The 17289-nt window shown below is 63.7% G+C and carries 19 protein-coding genes; 8 read left to right on the top strand and 11 right to left on the bottom strand.

Going from position 1 to position 17289, the window contains the following annotated elements:
* Positions 1 to 22 precede the first annotated feature (22 nt).
* Positions 23 to 1105 (top strand): LacI family DNA-binding transcriptional regulator, encoded by a 1083-nt coding sequence (locus tag M2427_RS31100; protein WP_280710627.1) that lies wholly within the window; start codon positions 23 to 25, stop codon positions 1103 to 1105.
* A gap of 11 nt (positions 1106 to 1116) precedes the next feature.
* On the opposite strand, the gene M2427_RS31095 is transcribed toward M2427_RS31100, so the two are convergent.
* The 6 genes from M2427_RS31095 to M2427_RS31070 are packed head-to-tail and all read right to left on the bottom strand — an operon-like array spanning position 1117 to position 6988.
* Entirely contained in the window at positions 1117 to 2166 is a 1050-nt protein-coding gene (locus tag M2427_RS31095) for a LacI family DNA-binding transcriptional regulator (RefSeq protein WP_280710626.1), read from the bottom strand.
* A complete protein-coding gene (locus tag M2427_RS31090) occupies positions 2163 to 2807 on the bottom strand; it encodes a ThuA domain-containing protein (RefSeq protein ID WP_280710625.1) in 645 nt (214 codons plus the stop codon). The genes M2427_RS31095 and M2427_RS31090 overlap by 4 nt, the downstream gene beginning before the upstream one ends.
* Positions 2808 to 2817: 10 nt before the next feature.
* Positions 2818 to 3915 (bottom strand): Gfo/Idh/MocA family oxidoreductase, encoded by a 1098-nt coding sequence (locus M2427_RS31085; RefSeq protein WP_280710624.1) that lies wholly within the window; start codon positions 3913 to 3915, stop codon positions 2818 to 2820.
* 22 nt (positions 3916 to 3937) lie between these two features.
* Positions 3938 to 4786, bottom strand: coding sequence for a carbohydrate ABC transporter permease (locus tag M2427_RS31080; RefSeq protein ID WP_280710623.1), 849 nt, complete (start codon positions 4784 to 4786; stop codon positions 3938 to 3940).
* Positions 4779 to 5720, bottom strand: a complete 942-nt coding sequence (locus M2427_RS31075; RefSeq protein ID WP_280710622.1) for a sugar ABC transporter permease — start codon at positions 5718 to 5720, stop codon at positions 4779 to 4781. The genes M2427_RS31080 and M2427_RS31075 overlap by 8 nt, the downstream gene beginning before the upstream one ends.
* A 2-nt stretch (positions 5721 to 5722) precedes the next feature.
* Complete coding sequence (locus M2427_RS31070) at positions 5723 to 6988, bottom strand: extracellular solute-binding protein (RefSeq protein ID WP_280710621.1); 1266 nt, start codon at positions 6986 to 6988, stop codon at positions 5723 to 5725.
* A 161-nt stretch (positions 6989 to 7149) separates the two neighbouring features.
* On the opposite strand from M2427_RS31070, the gene M2427_RS31065 reads away from it, so the two are divergent.
* Entirely contained in the window at positions 7150 to 7908 is a 759-nt protein-coding gene (locus tag M2427_RS31065; protein WP_280710620.1) for an SDR family NAD(P)-dependent oxidoreductase, read from the top strand.
* 17 nt (positions 7909 to 7925) lie between these two features.
* On the opposite strand, the gene M2427_RS31060 is transcribed toward M2427_RS31065, so the two are convergent.
* Genes M2427_RS31060 through M2427_RS31045 form a run of 4 tightly spaced genes read right to left on the bottom strand, consistent with a single transcriptional unit; the run spans position 7926 to position 11279 of the window.
* Positions 7926 to 8654, bottom strand: a complete 729-nt coding sequence (locus tag M2427_RS31060; protein WP_280710619.1) for an aspartate/glutamate racemase family protein — start codon at positions 8652 to 8654, stop codon at positions 7926 to 7928.
* A 9-nt stretch (positions 8655 to 8663) separates the two neighbouring features.
* On the bottom strand, positions 8664 to 9440 hold the full coding sequence (locus M2427_RS31055) for an ABC transporter ATP-binding protein (protein ID WP_280710618.1): 777 nt from the start codon (positions 9438 to 9440) through the stop codon (positions 8664 to 8666).
* The gene (locus M2427_RS31050) at positions 9440 to 10291 is read right to left on the bottom strand and encodes an ABC transporter permease (protein ID WP_280710617.1); all 852 of its coding nucleotides are present in this window, start codon (positions 10289 to 10291) and stop codon (positions 9440 to 9442) included. The genes M2427_RS31055 and M2427_RS31050 overlap by 1 nt, the downstream gene beginning before the upstream one ends.
* On the bottom strand, positions 10275 to 11279 hold the full coding sequence (locus tag M2427_RS31045; protein ID WP_280710616.1) for an ABC transporter substrate-binding protein: 1005 nt from the start codon (positions 11277 to 11279) through the stop codon (positions 10275 to 10277). The genes M2427_RS31050 and M2427_RS31045 overlap by 17 nt, the downstream gene beginning before the upstream one ends.
* Positions 11280 to 11477: 198 nt before the next feature.
* On the opposite strand from M2427_RS31045, the gene M2427_RS31040 reads away from it, so the two are divergent.
* From M2427_RS31040 to M2427_RS31015, 6 genes are all read left to right on the top strand, one after another.
* Entirely contained in the window at positions 11478 to 12185 is a 708-nt protein-coding gene (locus M2427_RS31040; RefSeq protein WP_280710615.1) for a GntR family transcriptional regulator, read from the top strand.
* A gap of 2 nt (positions 12186 to 12187) precedes the next feature.
* Complete coding sequence (locus M2427_RS31035) at positions 12188 to 12937, top strand: aspartate/glutamate racemase family protein (RefSeq protein WP_280710614.1); 750 nt, start codon at positions 12188 to 12190, stop codon at positions 12935 to 12937.
* Positions 12938 to 13045: 108 nt separating this feature from the next.
* Positions 13046 to 14140 carry an ABC transporter ATP-binding protein gene (locus M2427_RS31030; RefSeq protein ID WP_280710613.1) on the top strand — a complete coding sequence of 365 codons (1095 nt, stop codon included), beginning with the start codon at positions 13046 to 13048 and terminating at the stop codon, positions 14138 to 14140.
* Between the two features lie 30 nt (positions 14141 to 14170).
* Positions 14171 to 15217: an ABC transporter substrate-binding protein gene (locus tag M2427_RS31025; protein WP_280710612.1), complete on the top strand. Its 1047-nt coding sequence runs from the start codon at positions 14171 to 14173 to the stop codon at positions 15215 to 15217.
* Between the two features lie 3 nt (positions 15218 to 15220).
* Positions 15221 to 16084 carry an ABC transporter permease gene (locus M2427_RS31020; protein WP_280710611.1) on the top strand — a complete coding sequence of 288 codons (864 nt, stop codon included), beginning with the start codon at positions 15221 to 15223 and terminating at the stop codon, positions 16082 to 16084.
* Complete coding sequence (locus M2427_RS31015; protein WP_280710610.1) at positions 16084 to 16899, top strand: ABC transporter permease; 816 nt, start codon at positions 16084 to 16086, stop codon at positions 16897 to 16899. The genes M2427_RS31020 and M2427_RS31015 overlap by 1 nt, the downstream gene beginning before the upstream one ends.
* Here M2427_RS31015 and M2427_RS31010 read toward each other — a convergent pair whose 3' ends face one another.
* Positions 16900 to 17235 carry a hydroxyisourate hydrolase gene (locus tag M2427_RS31010; protein WP_280710609.1) on the bottom strand — a complete coding sequence of 112 codons (336 nt, stop codon included), beginning with the start codon at positions 17233 to 17235 and terminating at the stop codon, positions 16900 to 16902. It lies immediately after the preceding gene.
* Positions 17236 to 17289 lie beyond the last annotated feature (54 nt).

Here is a 17289-nt window from a genome sequence, read left to right as displayed (position 1 = left end):
ACAGTGAGGTTGCGAGCTCGATATGGCCAAGCGAACCCGGGCGACACGCCCAAAGGCGGTCAAGATTTCCGATGTCGCGCGGCTGGCAGGAGTTTCGGTTGCAACCGTCAGCCGGACGCTGGCGCGCCCCGATGTCGTGATTGAGGAAACCCGGACACGCGTGCTCGCTGCCGTGCGCGATACCGGCTATACCCCGAACATTTCCGCAAGGAACCTGCGCGTCCGCAAGACCATGGTCGTGCTGGTGGCCGTGCCTGATATCGCCAATCCGTTCTTCGCTGAGGTGCTGCAGGGCATCGACGACACGTTGTCGGCCGCCGGCTACGGACTCATCATTGCCAATCTGGCCGGTCCGCCGGAGAAGGAGGCGCGCTACGTCGACCTCGTCTGCGCCGGCCAGGCCGATGGCGTGCTGCTCCTGTGCGGCCACATGATGCGTAGTCCCAACCGCGACTTGCGCGATGCGCGCGTGCCGTTGGTCGCAGCTTGCGAGTACATCCCTCACGAAACTTTCCCGCAGGTCACAATCGACAATGTCGGCACTGCGCGCGAGGCGGTTGGACACCTCATCCAGCTGGGCCACACAAGCATCGCCTATCTGTCGGGACCCAAGTCCAACATTCTCGAGCAGCAGCGTCTCGAAGGTTACCGGCAAGCCTTGCGCGAGGCGGGGATTGCGGCTGATACGGGCTTGATCCTGCCTGGCGATTTCACCTTCCGCACCGGCGTCGAGGCCGGCCGGGCGCTGTTGGCGCTCGAGCCTGCGGCGCGTCCGACCGCGCTGTTTGCGGCGAACGACGAAATGGCGATCGGCCTGATTAAGACCGTGCACACGGCAGGCCTCCAGATCCCGGACGATCTCTCTGTCGTCGGCTTCGACGGCATTGCCTATGCCGACTATTGCGAACCGACCTTGACGACCATCGTCCAGCCCCGCCGCAGTCTCGGAGCCACTGCTGCAGCCGAACTGATCGCGTTGATGACGACAGGCACAGCGGAACTGCGCAAGGACATCAAGCTTCCCGCCAAGCTGATGCTGCGCGACAGCACGCGCCCGCCCCGGAAGAGCGCCGGCCATTCATTTCGGGACTTGAGGTCGGGTTAGGACCTGCGGCGTTACGGCAGATTGTCGCGCAGGAAAATGTCGATCCGGATACGCTCCTGATCTGGGCTGATCGGCTCTTCCATGCAATGCGCCAGCAGCACCCGCGCCGCCGACCGTGCCTCATGGCCCGGATCCTGGTTGATGATGGCATCGAGCGTGCCGCGGACCAGAAAACGCCGCGTGTACTGGGTCAGTTCGTGGGTGATCCAGACCACCTCTCGCGCGCGGCCGGACGCCTCGAGCGCATCGGCGATGCCACGGTTTCCGGCGCCGCAGCAATAGATGCCGCGCAGATCAGCATGACGCTCGATCAGCGTGGCGGTGAGCTCCCGCGTGCGTTCGCTGTCGTCGCGTCCCTCGATGACCGGGAGCGCGCGCAGGTTCGGATACTCGCTCGACAAGATCTGATGGAAGCCGAATTGGCGCTCGGTATGGTCGCGCAGCGACAACGATCCCGCGATCACCGCGACCGTTCCCTCTCGTCCGCCAAGGAAACGCCCCATCAGCGTTGCGGCGGTTCGCCCGGCTGCCGGATTATCGATACCGACATAGTGCAGGCGGCGCGAGCTCGGCGCGTCCGACACAAGGGTCACCACGGCGACCCCGCGCGCGGTGAGCTCGTCGATCGCAGCGCGCACCCTGGGATGGTCGAGCGCAATGACTGCGACACCCTGGTAGGCCGGCGACAAATCCTCGAGCGCGCTTGCCAGCACATCCGGATCGAACACGTCGACATGGTGGATGTCGATGAAGCCGCGCTGGCCGGCGAGCCAGTCTGCGGTGCGCTGGACCTGCTCGGTCAGGTTGGTCATGAAGCTGTTGCTGCCGGAGGGCAGCACGAATGCGAAGCGGAAATTGTGCCCGCGAGCGAGCCGTGCGGCCGCAACGTCCGCGCGATAGCCGAGCTTGGCCACCGCAGCCTCGACACGCGCGACAGTCTTGGCGCGCACGCCCTCGCGCCGGTTGACGACGCGATCGACGGTGGCGAGCGAAACGCCCGCCGCGCGCGCGACGTCCTCCAGCGTGGCGCGAACCGCCGGCTGCGTCGCGCCAGACGTCATTCGCGCGCTGCCCACAGCATGCCGCGGGTCATCAACGTCCGGATCTCCGGCACATCGAGCTCGTAGGCACGGTGGCCGAGCGAGGAATAGAACACCCTGCCCGCGCCATAGCGCTTCTTCCAGACCACCGGCATCACCACCCCATCGATCCACGATGCGTGCTCGCCGGTAAAGGTCGTCGTCGCCAACACCTCGATGGCGGGATCGATATGCATGTAATATTGCTCGGAACGATGCTCGAAACTCCTCAGACCCTTCATGATGGGATCGTCAGGCTTGGTCACGTCGACCTTGTAATCGATGATGTTGCCGGGATGCGCAACCCACTGCCCGCCGCACATGAACTGGTAGTCCACAGAATCGCGGAACGCATCGCACATGCCGCCATGATGGCCGGCGAGCCCGACACCACCACGCACCGCCGCACAAAGATTGAGCGCGTCGGCCTTCTCGATCTTCGACATGGTGTAGATCGGGATAATCAAGGAGAGATCGTGGATCCTGGGATCGCCGAATGCTTCGGTCGTCGTTTCGATCCGGACTTCAAAGCCTTCCGCTTTCAGCCAGCCGCGGATCATCGAGGCACAGAGATCGGGATCGTGCCCCGGCCAGCCGCCCCATACAATCAATGCCTTGCGCATGCTCATTCCCTCAGTCGATTTGTCCGGTTTCACGTCCGGCCGGCAGCATCGCCGGCCGCTCGACGCGGTTTTCGATCTTGACGCGCCGCCCCTCGTCGGCGGAGATCTGGAATGCCTCCATCACCTCCAGCACGTGGAAAGCGAGCGCGCCGCTGGCGCGGTGCGGCCGGTTGTTCAGGATCGCGGAAGCCATATCCGCGACGCCGATGGAACGGAACTCGCCTTCGACATGGCCATGCGTCAACGGCACCGTTTCCCATTCGCCGCCGGTCTTGGCGACCTGCACCTCGCCGCCGAAGCGGTTCGGATCCGGCACCAGCATGCTGCCCTTGTCGCCATAGATCTCAATCGGCGCATGACGGTGCTTCGGCACATCGAAGCTCATCGTGATCGAGACCACTGCCCCGCTCTCGAATTCGAGCGTCCCGGCGACGTGGGTGGAAACCTCGACGGGGATAAGAGTGCCGTTCATCGGCTGGCTCGTAACCAGACGCTCTGATTTCGGGCGCGCGGTCGAGCCCATCACGCTGGCGACTGGCCCCAACAGCTGCACGAGATCGGTGATGTAGTACGGGCCCATGTCCAGCATCGGCCCACCGCCGCGCAGGTAGTAGAAGCCGGGCGCCGGATGCCAGCGCTCGTGGCCAGGACAGCCGAAGAACGCGCTGCCCGCCACAGGCGTGCCGATGGCCCCATCGTCGATCAATTTGCGCGCGGTCTGGTGCCCGCCGCCGAGGAACGTGTCGGGCGCGCAACCGACGCGAAGACCCTTCTGCGCGGCGAGATCCATCACCTTGCGGGCTTCCGCGACGTTGATACCGAGCGGCTTCTCGGAATGGACGTGCTTGCCGGCGTTCAGCACCGCGAGGCTGACGTCGGTATGGGCGAGCGGCACGGTGAGATTGACGACGATATCGACGTCGTCGCGCTTGAGCAGCTGGTCGACCCGCATCGCCGGCAGCCCGAACGCGGCGCCCTGCCGCTCCGCGACATCGCTGCGCATGTCGGCCAATGCCCTCACTTCCATGACCGGAAAACGTTGCGCTGCCTTGATGTAAGCGGTGCTGATCACACCACAGCCGATGATTCCGACGCCGACTTTTCTCATTTTTGTCTCCGTGAAGTCTTGCTTATCCCTTGACCGCACCTGCCGTGAGGCCGGCGACGATGTGTTTCTGTGCGAGCAGGAACAGAATGATCGTCGGCAGAATGGTCAGGGTGATGAAGGCCAGGATCAGGTGCCATTCGGACGAATATTCGCCCTGGTAAACCATGATGCCGAGGGGCCAGGGATAGAGCGCATCGGTGTTGAGCATCACCAGCGGCAACAGATAGGCGTTCCAGCTGTTGACGAAGGTGATGGTGCCCACCGTTGCCAGGATCGGCCGCGACAATGGCAGCGTCACATAGCGGAAGAATTTGATATAGCTGCAGCCATCGACCAGCGCCGCCTCGAGCAGCTCGTGGGGAATGTCCTTGAAGAAGCGCCGCAGCAGCAGCACGCTCATGGCAAGGCTGAACGCCACCTGCGGCAACGCGACGCCGAAATACGTGTCGAGCAGCCCGAGATCGCGCACCTTGATGAACAGCGGCAGCACGGCAGTCGCCGCCGGAAACAGCAGGCCAAGCGTCAGATAGCTCAGCAGCATCGATGAGCCGAAGAACCTGACATGGGCGAAAGTGAACGCCGCCATCGAGGCGACGATCAGGGTCAAGGTCACCGTGAGCGTCGAGATGATCAATGAATTGCGCAGGAGCTGCCAGTAGCGACCGGAAAACAGGATATCGGCATAATTCTGCCACTCCCAGTGCCGCGGCAGGCCGAACGGATTGACGCGCAGTTCGCCGAGCGACTTGAAGCCGCCGAGCAGGGTTGCGAGCAGCGGCACCAGCACGAAGATGGCGACCACAGCGAGGAACGCCGCCTTGAACAGCACGGCGGGATCGAACGGCGCGCGGGTCACGTCGGCATCATTCATCGCGCATGAACCATCGCTTGTAGGTGAACGCAAAGGTCACGCAGATCGCGAACAGGATGACGCCGATGGCGCTGCCATAGCCAACCCGCATCCGCGAAATGCCGTTGTTATAGAGGAAGCTCACCATTGTGTTGGAGGAATCCGCCGGCCCCCCGCGCGTCAGCGGCATGACGAGGTCGAACAGCTGGAGTGAGCCCACAATGGCGAAGAACACGGAAAGCCGGATCGTCGGATAGAGCAAGGGAATGACGACATGACGCAGGGATTGCGAGCGCGTCGCGCCGTCGATCCGCGCCGCCTCGACCAGGCTCTTGTCGAGGCTCTGGAGCGCCGCGATGAACAGCATCATGTGGAAGCCAAAATACTTCCAGACGATCACAATCAGCACCGCGAGCATCGCCGTGTCGGTCGAGGCCAGGAGGTGCGGCGGCTCGGCGCCGAAGGTGCGCCAAATCGAGGCGACGAGGCCGTAGTCACCGTCGTAAACGAAGCTGAAAATCAACCCGGTCGCGATCTCGGCCAGGATATAGGGCATGAAGAACAGCATGCGCAGCGCCACCGCGCCGCGAAACTTCTCGGCCAGCATCAAGGCCAGTGTCAGCGCGAGCGGCAGCTGGACCGCGAGCGAGACCGCGACGATCAGCCCATTGTTGCGCAGCGCCAGCCAGAAGGCGCGCGTTTCCAGCACGAAACGATAATTGTCGAAGCCGATCCAGTGGGTCGGCGTGCCGAAGCCGTTCCAGTTGAAGCCCGAGTACCAGGCCGCCTCGCCGATCGGCAGCACCACGAACAACGTGAACAGCAGCAGTGCCGGCGGCAGGAACAGGATCAGCACGGTGAAGCGGCCGTCCCAGCTGGGGCCGCGGCTCGCGACCTGCGCGGCCGCCTCACCGGCAACGCTGATCGGCGAGGTGATCGCCATCCGTCGCGCCACCGTCAATTGCCCTGCTTGAATGCCGCTTCGATGGCTTTCGCAGCGTCCTGCGGGCTCATGCTGCCGCCGGCGATCTCAGCCGTGACGTCGTTGACGACGCGGCCGACCGAGGGCCCGAGGCTCTGGTCATAGAAGTTCTGATGGTAGTTGGACTTCGCCAGATTGGCCGCAATCTGCTTCATGAAGTCGCTGTTGAGGCCGGCCTCGCCGCCCTTGACGACGGGAACGATGAAGTTCCCGGCAGCGAGCCGTGCCTGCACGTCCTTGGAGATAAAGAACTTGAGGAAGTCGGTGGCTTCCTTGGGCGCCCCCTTGGTGATCAGCCAGCCGGTGATGCCGCCGAGCGTGTCTGACGGCTCACCCTTGCCGCCGGGTACGACCGGAAAATCGAACCAGCCAAGCTTGTCGTCACTGAGACCGACCTTGTCGGCGGCTAGCGCGCGCTGGGTGTGATAGAAGGACGAGATGGCCAGGATCATCGCGGCCTTTCCGTCACCGAAATAGCCGACCGCCTGCGGGTTCTTGAAGCCGAGGAAGCCGTTCTGGAACGGCTGCAGATCGACGAGCTGCTTGAACAGCTCGCCGGATTTCTGAAAAGTTTCGCCGGCGAAGCCGCCATTCTCACCCTTCAGTGCTGCATCGAAAGCCGGCTTGCCGCCGATGCGCACCGCGAGATGCGTCCAGTAGAAGTGCAGCGGCCATTTGTCCGCGCCGCCAACCACAATCGGCGTAACACCCGCGGCCTTCAGCGTTTTCACCGCCCCGAGCAGATCGTCCCATGTCTTGATCTTGCTTGCATCGACATTACCCTTGGCCATCAAATCCTTGTTGTAGAGGAAGCCGACCTGCGACAGCGAGATCGGAAGTCCAAAGACGCGGCCGTTCTGGGAGAAGGCGGCGAGTGCCGCGGGTGCGATCGTGTCGCTGTAGCCGCCGCTCTTCACAGAATCGGTGATGTCTTCCAGCACGCCGGCTTCGATCTGCGTCTTCAGCACACCGCCGGACCAGCTATAGATGATGTGCGGCCGATCCTTCGATTGCAGGATGGTCGGCAGCTTGGCCTTGTAGGCCTCGTTCTCGAGGAACTGCATCTCGATCTTCACACCGGGATGCGAGGCCTCATAGCTGCGGGCGACCTCCTCCCAGATCTTCACCTGGGCCGGATTGACCTCGATGTGGAGCCATTTGACGGTCGTGTCGGCCGTCGCGGAATTCGCCCAAAACAGGCATGCGGCAGCGGCGAGTCCCAGCTTGGCGAGCAGCCTCATCACATCCTCCCGATCGAGTCTTGTTCTTTGGCCGCAATGGTGCCTTCAATTTTTGAGGTACGCAACTAAAATTCTGACCTATGCACCTCACGGCGGGAATGGCTAAGGTTCGCAAAAGAGTCGGAGCGGCCTTCGCCGCCCCCAAAAACTGAGAGGTGCCCATGGCCGCCATCTATTCCGACCTCGCCGGCAAGGTCGTCCTGGTCACCGGAGGCGCAGCGGGAATTGGCGCTGCGATCGTGCGGCACTTCGCGGAGCAAAAATCCAAGGTCGTGTTCTTCGACATCAAGGTCGACGAGGGCGAGCGCCTGGCACGCGAGCTATCCGATCGAGGTTTGTCAGCGCATTTCCAGCGCGTCGACCTGACCGACATCCCTGCGCTGCGCGCTGGCGTCGCTAACGCGCGCAAGGCGCACGGCGCGATCAACATCCTGATCAACAACGCTGCGCATGACGAACGGCACAAGACCGAGGAGATGACGCCCGAATATTGGGACGACCGCATCGCGGTGAATTTGAAGCACCAGTTCTTTGCCTCGCAGGCTGTGCTGCCGGACATGAAGGCCGCCAAGGCCGGTGCCATCATCAATTTCGGCTCGGTGTCGTGGATCGCAGGACAAGGCGGCATGGCCGCCTACACCGCCAGTAAATCAGGCGTGATCGGGCTGACGCGCTCGCTCGCCCGTGACTATGGCCCCTACAACATCCGCGTGAACGCGATCGCACCGGGATGGATCATGACCGAGCGGCAGCTCGAAAAATGGATGACGCCGGCCGGCGAGGCCGAACTGCAGCAGCGACAATGCCTGAAGCGCCGCCTCGTGCCGGACGAGGTCGCGAAATTCACTGTCTTCCTCGCCTCCGACGAAGCTTCCGCCTGCACCGCCCAGCACTACATTGTCGACGGCGGCTGGGTCTGAGACACCCTTAACGACGTTCAGTCAGGCGCGGCTGCCTGAAAGATACGCCCCCAACGGGCAAGAACCCTGGTGTCGCTGCCTGCAAGGCCGACTGTCCGCCACAGCGTGACGGCGACGGAATCAAGCACAGCGATGTCCAATTCCTGCTCGAGAGAAGCCGCGACGGTCGCGCCGTCGAGGTTGGTGCAGAGGATGACAACCGCGTCGGCCCCCTCGGCTGCGACCGCGCGGATCATGTCCGCGATCGTTGGGGGCGAGACCTCGCCGAAGGAGAAATTGTCGCGCAGGCCGAGGTGGCGCTCCGCATGCAGTGCGATCCCCTCCTCCGCCCAGACATCGCCGATCCGCCGCTGCACGTCATCCGTATAGGGCGAGACGAGGCCGACGCGTCTGGCACCAAGCGTCCGGGCGGCGTCGATAGAGGCGAGCGTCGAGGTGGTCGCTGGCACGCCGGTACGCGCCGTGATCGCTTGGCAAAGGCCTCTGTCGCTGTTGATGCCGAGCCAGCTTGCGGAGGTGCCGTTCCAGGCGATGGCGTCCACCTTGGCGTCGGCCAGCAGGTCCGCTGCCGGCAGCATCACCGAGGCATCGAACTGGCCGAGCGCCGCGGCATCGAGCGCGATCTCGGTCACGCGGAAGCGCGAGAAATGCGCGGTAATACCATCGACACCATGCAGCATGGCACTGGTGACGGGCTCCAAGACCGAATTGGACGACGGCGTGATCATGCCGAGACGTTTGCGCATCACTCTACCCTACGACGCCTGCGCAAGGCGCGTCGATTCCTCCCGGATCAGGGACAGGATGCGCCGCTTTGCATCATTGAATTCAGGGCTGGTGATGTCGCGCGGCCGCGGCAGATCGAAATTGACGGCCTCGCGGATCCGGCCCGGCCGCTTGGTCATCACCACGATCTTGTTGCCGAGCACGAGCGCCTCGTCGACACTGTGAGTGACGAACACAATGGTGCAGCGGCGCTTCTGCCAGATCGCGACCAGCTCTTCCTGCATTTCGAGCTTGGTTTGGGCATCCAACGCCGCGAATGGTTCGTCCATCAGGATCACGCTCGGGTTCATCAGGAGCGCGCGGGCGATCCCGACGCGCTGGTTCATGCCGCCGGACATTTCCGAGGGATGATGATGCTCGAAGCCGCGCAGGCCCACGAGATCGATGAACTCCATCGCGCGGTCGTAGCGCTCAGCCTTGGTGACGCCCTTGAGCTTGAGGTGGAAGGCGACATTGTCGATCGCGGTCAACCACGGCATCAGCGTCGGCTGCTGAAATACGACACCGCGGTCCGAGCCCGGGCGTTCCACCTGCTTGCCATCGACCAGTGTACGCCCCGACGTCGCCTCCTCGAAGCCGGCAATGATGTTCAGGAGTGTCGACTTGCCGCAGCCGGACGGACCAAGCAGGCAGACGAAGTCGTTGGCCTCTATGTCGAGATTGATGTTGTCCAGCGTGAGCAGGTCGCGGCCACGCCGCTTGTCGGCAAACACCTTGACGATGTTGCGAAGCTCGATTGCCGCCATCAGCTCCCCCTGCCCTGCACGGTGGTCGTCTTCTGCCAGCGCAAGGTGCGCGCCATGATCGCCTTGAGGCCGAGGTCGGAGAGATAGCCGAGCAGCCCGATCGAGATCATCGCGGCCAACACGATGTCGTAGCGCAGGAAGTAATAAGAATCCCACAAGACGTAACCGAGGCCGCTCTTCACAGCCACCATCTCGGCCGTCACCGTCAGCATCCAGGCCGATCCGACCGCGATGCGCAAGCCGGCGAAGATCGAAGGTAGGGCGGCTGGCAGCACGATATCGGTCAACATCTGCCGCTCGCTTGCGCCCATCATCGCGCCAGCGCGCACGAGATTGTGGTCCACGGTCTTGACGCCATGAATGCTGTTCATCAACACCGGAAAGAAGGCGCCAAGGAAGACCAGGAAGATCGCCGGCTTGTCGGCGATACCGAACCAGATGATCGCGAGCGGAATCCAGGACACCGGCGGGATCGGGCGCAACATCTGAAGTGTCGGCTCCAGCGTCTTTTCGAACAGGCGCGACCAGCCGATGGCGACGCCAGCGAGGATGCCGAGCACGCTTGCCAGCGCAAAGCCGCCGAACACGCGAAGCGCGCTGGCGAGCGCATCGCGCAGCCAGTGGCCGGAATAGGTCTGCGTGGTCTCGTCGAAGCCGAACACCCAATCGCCGAGGGCATGCAGCACCGCGCTCGGTGCGGGCAACAGCGCCGGCGGCAGAATGCCGCTGCGGGCAAAGGCCTCCCAGCCCGCGATCAGCAACGCGGGCACGATGAGGCGCTCGAGCCCCTGGAACGCCCGCGTCAGCCGAAACGCCGACTTCGCTGGAGCAGTGTCAGTAACCGAGGTCATTCTTGGCTTTTCCGGTGGCCTGTTCCAGGAACGAATAATCCATGTTCTTCTCAGCCTCAGCAGAGACGTCTTTCGAGATGTATTTGAGGTCTCGCATCATCGCGGCGATCGCGAGCGTCTGCGACCGATGGATCGCCGGATCGGGCGAGGCGTTCTTCAGCGCTTCGGTCGCCACCGTCTTGTCGAGGCCGGTGAGCTTGTTGATGACGTCGATCCACAGCCCCTTGTCGGCGATCAGCTTGTTGTCGAGTTCGACAACGGCGCCGACGATACCCTGAACACCGGCGCGCTGGCTGGCGATCACGTCGGACCGGGTGACGATCAGGTTGGTCAGATTTCCAGCCGCCTGGTCATACGGCAGCACAAAATGCTTGCCGGCGCCCGCGAGCCGGATCTGCGAGGCGAACGGCTCGACCGAGCAGATCATATCGACCTCGCCGCGCTGGAGCGCGGCGAGGTGGTCCGACGGATTGGGAATGTTGATGAACTGGATGTCCTTGTTGGGATCGACGCCCTGCTTGAGGAATGCGCCGCGCATGTGAATGTCCTGCGCATTGCCGCGAGAGGCGGCGACCTTCAGCGGCTGGCCGTCGCCCTTCGCCTTCGCAACAGTCGTCTTGAACGTGGCCCAGTCATCGGGCGGCAGGTTCAGCTTGGCGGAGGACAGACATTCGGAGCCGCCGTTGATCTGGCCGGAGACGGCAACGACGTCAAAGCCCTTGTCGAGCGCGGTGATGTAGTGGAGGTAGGTGACCTGCGCGACATCGATGCTCTTCGACACCAGCGCAGTTAGCACGTCATTGCCCGAGTTGAAGCCGGTGGCTTCGACCTCGACGCCCTTTGCCATGCCAGGGATGAGCGACATCGGCAGGCAGTGCGCGCATTTGGCGTAACCGAGCTTGATCTTCGCGGTCTGCGCAGAGGCGAGATCGATTCCACCGAGCATCGCCGCCATCACCATTAGGCCCAGTCGCAAACTCGTCCGCATTGCTCACTCCGTTTCGAAGGCGCGTGATCTCGCGCGTCTTGCGAGATCATCCGTCGAGCTTCGCGGCAGCGCAATCCGGTTTTTGCATGCTGCATACAATTTGCTCGTTGTGCCATTGTTTTCAGCTATATGCGTCGGTATTTTGGGCAAGCCATCGAGCCGGAAACGGCTAAGATCAACGCAAGAAGTGAGGCACGCGTGCAGCCAAAATCGGAAGCGCCGAAGGGACGAAAGTCGCCCAAACTCAAGCGGATGGGCCTGCATGAGCGCGCTGCGGCGCGGATGCGGACGATGATCATTCGCGGCGAGCTGCCGCCGGGATCGCAAACCCAGGAGACCAAGCTGTCGAAGGCGCTCGGCGTTTCGCGCACGCCATTGCGTGAGGCGATGAAGGTGCTCGCCGCCGAAGGATTGATCGAACTGCGGCCAAATCGCAGCCCGCGCATCGCCGGCATTGCGATCGAGGGGATCTCCGAATTGTTCGAAGCGCTCGCCGGCATCGAGCGGCTTGCGGCCGAACTCGCCGCGGAGCGCGCCACCGAACGCGATCTTGCCCGCCTGCGCGCGCTTCAGACCCGGATGGAAGGTCACCACCGCAACGGCAAGCTCGACGAATACTTCGCCATCAACGGCGAGATCCATAGCGCCATCGTCCGCATGGCCCGCAACACACCGCTTCGCGAGGCGCACGAGACGCTAATCTCCCGCGCCGAACGCGCACGTTACCTGGCGCTGGGCGCCGACAAGCGCTGGAGCAACTCGGTCGACGAGCACGCCAACATTCTCGCCGCGCTCGAAGCGCGCAACAGCGAGGCCGCAGGACGCCTGCTCGGCGCCCATGTCCGCCAGACCGGCACCGCGCTGCTCGGTGTCCTCGCCCCAAGACCCAAGCTGACGGCAGCGTAACCATGAAGCTGCTGCTGCTCAACCCCAACACCAGCACCGCGGTTACCGACCTGATGACCGGCGTCGGACTGCGCGCGGCCGCGCCCGGCACCGAGATCGTCCCCTGCACCGCGACGCGCGGCGTGCCCTATATTTCCACGCGCACCGAGGCACAGATCGGCGGCGCCATCGCGCTGGAACTGCTGGCCGAGCAGCACGGGAAGGTCGATGCCGCGATCATCGCCGCCTTTGGCGATCCCGGCCTGTTCGCCGCGCGCGAGACCTTTGACATTCCCGTCATCGGCCTTGCCGAAGCTGCGATGCTGACCGCCTGCATGGCCGGGCGCCGTTTTGCCATCGTCACCTTCGCGCAAGCGCTTGGCCCCTGGTACGAGGAGTGCGTCCGCGATCACGGCCTGCGGGAGCGCTGTGCCGGTATCCGCATGCTCGACACGCCGTTCGAGGCAATCTCCGAGGTCGGCACCGAGAAGGAGGATGTGCTCGTCGAGCTTGCCCGGCGCGCGATCATCGAGGATGAGGCCGACGTCCTGATTTTTGCGGGTGCGCCGCTCTCCGGTCTTGCCGAACGCGTCGCTGACCGGATCCCGGTCCCTGTGGTCGATCAGGTCGTCGCTGCCGTGAAGCAGGCCGAGGCGCTGGTGGCGCTACGCCTGCGCAAGGCAACCGCGGGTACATTCCGCCGACCCGCAGCCAAGCCGACGATCGGCCTTGCCGGGGCGCTCGCCGCCCGGCTCGAACATCGCGACAGCTAGGGGAGCTTTGGCCGGCGATGCGAGATGCCCAATCCAATTTCGATCGCGTGGGCGGCAGTTCAGGGCACGGGACTTGCTTTCGGTATCGCCAGATCAGGAGGCAACATCATGGTTGAAGCGCAAGGCGGACGCTCGCTCGTCGTCGACGCAATCACCCATCGTTATCCTAGTGGCGCGCTCGCGGTCGAGAACATCAATCTCGACATCAAGGGCGGCGAGATCATCGCCCTGCTCGGCCCTTCCGGCTGCGGCAAGACGACACTGCTGCGCATCATCGCCGGCTTCATCGCCCAGAGCCAGGGACGAATCATCATCGGCGACGACATCGTCGATGCGCTGCCACCGAACAAGCGCGCCGTCGGCATCGTGTTTCAGAACTACGCGCTGTTTCCGCATCTGTCGATCAGCGAGAACGTCTCTTACGGCCTCGCTGCCCGTGGCATCGACCGGGTGACGCGCCAGCGCGAGGCACAGCGCTTGCTGGAGCTGGTTCAATTACCTGCCATGGCCGAGCGGCTGCCGCGGCAGCTCTCGGGCGGCCAACAGCAGCGCGTCGCGCTTGCCCGTGCGCTGGCGATCAAGCCCTCGATCCTGCTGCTCGACGAACCCTTTGCCGCGCTCGACAAGAATTTGCGGCTCGATATGCAGATCGAGGTCAAGCGGTTGCAGCGCGTCTCCGGCATCACCACGCTGATCGTGACCCACGACCAGGAGGAAGCGCTGTCGATGGCCGACCGCGTCGCCGTGCTGAGCCATGGCAAGCTCGAGCAGTTCGGCTCGCCCTCCGACGTCTACGACCGGCCGCAGACCTTGTTCGTGAACACGTTTGTCGGCTCGACCAACCGCATGCCGGGCGTTGTGGTCGCAGCCGACAGGGCCGAAGCGAAGGTTCGCCTCGATGCCGGCGCCGAGATCATCGCGCGGCCCGCGGGCGGCGCCCTCAGCGAAGGCGGCCGTGTCACCGTCTGCATCCGCCCCGAGCATCTTCAATTCGTCGGCGACGGGACCGGCTTTGCCGGCGTCGTCGGCATGTCGCTGCCGCTGGGCGCGACCGTCGTGCATGAGGTGACGACCGCCGACGGCTCCGGCGTCAAGATCTCACAGGCGCGCATCGGCGAAACGCGCGCGCTGGAAAATGGTGCCGCGGTGCGCCTCGCGCCGCTCGCGCCGTCACTCGCCAACGCCTTTCCCGCAACACTTTAGATCCAGTCCATTGTCCACACGGAGTTCGACATGATCATTAACCGCCGAAGCCTGATGACGACCGCACTCACCCTTGGTGCCATGAAAGCGTTTCCGGGCTTAAGCTACGCCCAGGCCCGCCCGCTCGTGTTTGCGACCTTCACCGGAAGCTGGGAGGAGGCGCACAAGGCCGTGCTGGTGCCGGCATTTCGCAAAGCCAATGCGGACGCAGCGATCGTGCTCGACCCGATGCTATCGGTCGACCAGATTGCGAAGGTGAACGCCGCCAAGGCCAATCCGCCGATCGACGTCATGCTGCACGATCCCGGCCCGGCCCTTGTCGCGATCGGCCAGGATCTCGCCGAACCCTATCCGGTCGACAAGAGCGTCTACTATAAGGACCTGATCGCGGAGGCGCAGGAGCCGATGGGCCCTGCCCCGTTCTTCCAGGTCGTCGGCCTCACCTACAATCCCGAAGCCATCAAGACGCCGCCGACCTCCTGGGCTGACCTTTGGAAGCCGGAGTTCAAGGGCCGCGTCGGCATCACCAACCTCAACTCCACGCTCGGCACCGGCTGGCTGGTCGAGATCGCGAAGATGCGCGGCGGATCGGAAGCCAATGTCGATCCCGCCTTCAAGGCGCTTGAAGAGCTGAAACCCAATCTCGCCGCGGTCGCCGCCAATCCCGGCGCGCTCGCGACCTTGTTCCAGCAAGGCCAGATCGACATCTCGCCCGGCAATTTCAACGCGATCCAGATCCTGAAAGCGCGTGGCGTGCCGGTGGAGTTCGTGGCGCCGAAGGAAGGCGCCATCGCCTTCAAGACCACAATTCACATCGTCAAGAACTCGCCGAACCGCGAGCTCGCCTTCAAGCTGATCGAGGCATCGCTGAGCCCGGAAGTGCAGACCACGCTGATGAACCCGCCCTATTTGATCGTGCCGACCAATTCCAAGGTGGCGATGGGCGGAGAGATCGCGCGCGTGCTGGCCAAGGACACCGCGGAGCTGAAGCAGAAATTCGTGTTCCAGGACTGGAAGAAGATCAACGAGCAGCGCTCGGCCTGGATCGAGCGCTTCAACCGCGAGATCAAGATCTAAGCGATGGGCGCGGCACCGGCAACGCGGGACGTCACCTCCTACGGGATGGGATTGGCAGCGCCGCTGGCGCTGTTCTTCCTGGTCTTCTTCGTGGCGCCGCTGCTGCAATTACTCTGGCTCTCGCTCCACAACGACACGGCCGCGCTCCATTGGGGGCTCGGCCAGTACATTCACTTCCTCACCGATCCCTTCAGCCTCGGCGTGCTCGGCTCGACGCTATTGCTGGGAGCCGAAGTAACGGCCGTCTGCCTTGTGCTCGGCTTTCCCATCGCCTGGCTCTACCAGCGGGTTGGACCACGGCTGCAAACTGTCATTATCCTGATCGTGCTGCTGCCGCTCCTGACTAGCGTCGTGGTGCGCACCTTCGCCTGGATCGTCATTTTGGGACGCCAGGGCATCATCAACGCGACACTGCAATCCCTCGGGATCATCAATACGCCGCTCAAGCTGCTCTACACCCAGTTCGGGGTGGTGATCGCTCTGGCACAGGTGCAAATGCCGCTGATGACGCTGCCGTTGATCACCGCGCTCGGCCGCATCGATCCCAATCTCGACGATGCTTCCTGCTCGCTCGGAGCCGGAAGCTGGCGCACCTTCTTCAGGATCGTGCTGCCGCTGTCGCTGCCTGGCGTGATCGCGGGATGCACGCTGACCTATGCTGCTGCCATCACGGCCTTCATCACCCAATCGCTGGTCGGCGGCGGCCAGATGCTGTTCATGCCGATGTATCTCTACCAGCAGGCCTCGACGCTGCAAAACTGGCCGTTCGCGGCGGCGATCTCGATCATCTTCCTGCTTGCCGTGCTCGCAGTCGTCTCCGTCTTCACCACGCTCGGCCGCCTGTCGCGCGGCTATGGAGGCGCGTGATGAGCGGGCGCAAGCGCACTCTCGAAGCGATCAGCTTCGAGTTCGTCATGACGGTCATCGCGATCATCGCGCTGATCATCATCATTGCACCGTCGCTGGTTGTGCTGATCGTCTCCTTCACCAGCGGCTTCTCGCTGAGATTCCCCCCGCCCGGCTATTCGCTGCGCTGGTACGCCGAGCTCTGGGATGCCTGGCAGCTGCACTTCGCGGCCAAGAACAGCCTGATCGTCGCGCTGTGGGCGACGGGCCTTTCTGTCCTGTTCGGCGTTGCGGCCGCACTCGCGATCTCACGATCACAGAAGCTGTCGGCCCGGCTGCTCGATTCCCTCTTCATGTCGCCGCTAGTGCTACCGGCGCTAGCGTTCGGTCTGGCTGCGCTGATGCTGTTCTCGCTGGTCGGGCTACCGGTGTCGCCGCTGACGCTGGTGATCGGCCACACCGTGGTCTGCGTACCCTATGTCGTACGCAACACGGTGGCGGCGCTGGCCCAGCTGGAGCCGACGCTCCTGGAAAGCTCGGCGGTACTCGGCGCGAGCCGGCTCTATACATTTCGCCGCATCGTGCTGCCGCTGATCCGGCCCGGCATCATTGCCGGGGCCTTCATTGCCTTCATGTCGTCCTTCGACAACGTACCGGTCTCGCTATTCCTGCGCGATGCCGCAACCGACATGCTGCCGATCCGGATGTGGCAGGACCTCGAGGGCAAACTCGACGTCACCATCGCCGCGCTGTCGAGCGTGCTGATCATTGCGACGGTCGTGCTGGTTGCGGTCATGGAACGCATCACAGGCCTGTCGCGGCGACTGACGAACTGATCAGGCGCCGCGGAACAGCGAATAGCCCCAGCGCGTGAACTTTAGCGGCAGATGAAAATGCTCGTCGATATTGTGGATGCGGAAGCGGAACGGCGTGACGGTCAGAAAGCCGTTGCTGTCGCCGAAGAACTCGCCGAGATGAAACAGAACCTCGTACTCGCCCGCCGTCACGTCCGCGCCTTGCGCGACGGGATGGTCAAGCACGCCATTAGCGCCGAGCCGTCCGTCGGCAATGCGCCGCGAGTCCGGGTCGATCCGCCAGATCTCGACGCGCAGCCCCTGCGCCGGGTGTCCGCTCGCCACATCGACCGCGTGAATGGAAATACCGCCTGCCACCGTGTTCCTCCTGTGAGCGCTGCGCCATTATACACGCAAACACGGCCGTTCGGT

It is taken from the genome of Bradyrhizobium sp. BR13661 (assembly GCF_029892425.1).
Lineage (GTDB): Bacteria > Pseudomonadota > Alphaproteobacteria > Rhizobiales > Xanthobacteraceae > Bradyrhizobium.
Note: the sequence above shows the minus strand (reverse complement) of the source record. Positions and strands in the feature narration are given on the sequence as shown.

What these genes read in the sequence shown, in the direction of transcription:
- M2427_RS31100 (WP_280710627.1), top strand. Translation starts at nt 23, where the DNA reads ATGGCCAAGCGAACCCGGGCGACACGCCCAAAGGCGGTCAAGATTTCC.
- M2427_RS31095 (WP_280710626.1), bottom strand. Translation starts at nt 2,166, where the DNA reads ATGACGTCTGGCGCGACGCAGCCGGCGGTTCGCGCCACGCTGGAGGAC.
- M2427_RS31090 (WP_280710625.1), bottom strand. Translation starts at nt 2,807, where the DNA reads ATGCGCAAGGCATTGATTGTATGGGGCGGCTGGCCGGGGCACGATCCC.
- M2427_RS31085 (WP_280710624.1), bottom strand. Translation starts at nt 3,915, where the DNA reads ATGAGAAAAGTCGGCGTCGGAATCATCGGCTGTGGTGTGATCAGCACC.
- M2427_RS31080 (WP_280710623.1), bottom strand. Translation starts at nt 4,786, where the DNA reads ATGAATGATGCCGACGTGACCCGCGCGCCGTTCGATCCCGCCGTGCTG.
- M2427_RS31070 (WP_280710621.1), bottom strand. Translation starts at nt 6,988, where the DNA reads ATGAGGCTGCTCGCCAAGCTGGGACTCGCCGCTGCCGCATGCCTGTTT.
- M2427_RS31065 (WP_280710620.1), top strand. Translation starts at nt 7,150, where the DNA reads ATGGCCGCCATCTATTCCGACCTCGCCGGCAAGGTCGTCCTGGTCACC.
- M2427_RS31060 (WP_280710619.1), bottom strand. Translation starts at nt 8,654, where the DNA reads ATGCGCAAACGTCTCGGCATGATCACGCCGTCGTCCAATTCGGTCTTG.
- M2427_RS31055 (WP_280710618.1), bottom strand. Translation starts at nt 9,440, where the DNA reads ATGGCGGCAATCGAGCTTCGCAACATCGTCAAGGTGTTTGCCGACAAG.
- M2427_RS31050 (WP_280710617.1), bottom strand. Translation starts at nt 10,291, where the DNA reads ATGACCTCGGTTACTGACACTGCTCCAGCGAAGTCGGCGTTTCGGCTG.
- M2427_RS31045 (WP_280710616.1), bottom strand. Translation starts at nt 11,279, where the DNA reads ATGCGGACGAGTTTGCGACTGGGCCTAATGGTGATGGCGGCGATGCTC.
- M2427_RS31035 (WP_280710614.1), top strand. Translation starts at nt 12,188, where the DNA reads ATGAAGCTGCTGCTGCTCAACCCCAACACCAGCACCGCGGTTACCGAC.
- M2427_RS31030 (WP_280710613.1), top strand. Translation starts at nt 13,046, where the DNA reads ATGGTTGAAGCGCAAGGCGGACGCTCGCTCGTCGTCGACGCAATCACC.
- M2427_RS31025 (WP_280710612.1), top strand. Translation starts at nt 14,171, where the DNA reads ATGATCATTAACCGCCGAAGCCTGATGACGACCGCACTCACCCTTGGT.
- M2427_RS31020 (WP_280710611.1), top strand. Translation starts at nt 15,221, where the DNA reads ATGGGCGCGGCACCGGCAACGCGGGACGTCACCTCCTACGGGATGGGA.
- M2427_RS31015 (WP_280710610.1), top strand. Translation starts at nt 16,084, where the DNA reads ATGAGCGGGCGCAAGCGCACTCTCGAAGCGATCAGCTTCGAGTTCGTC.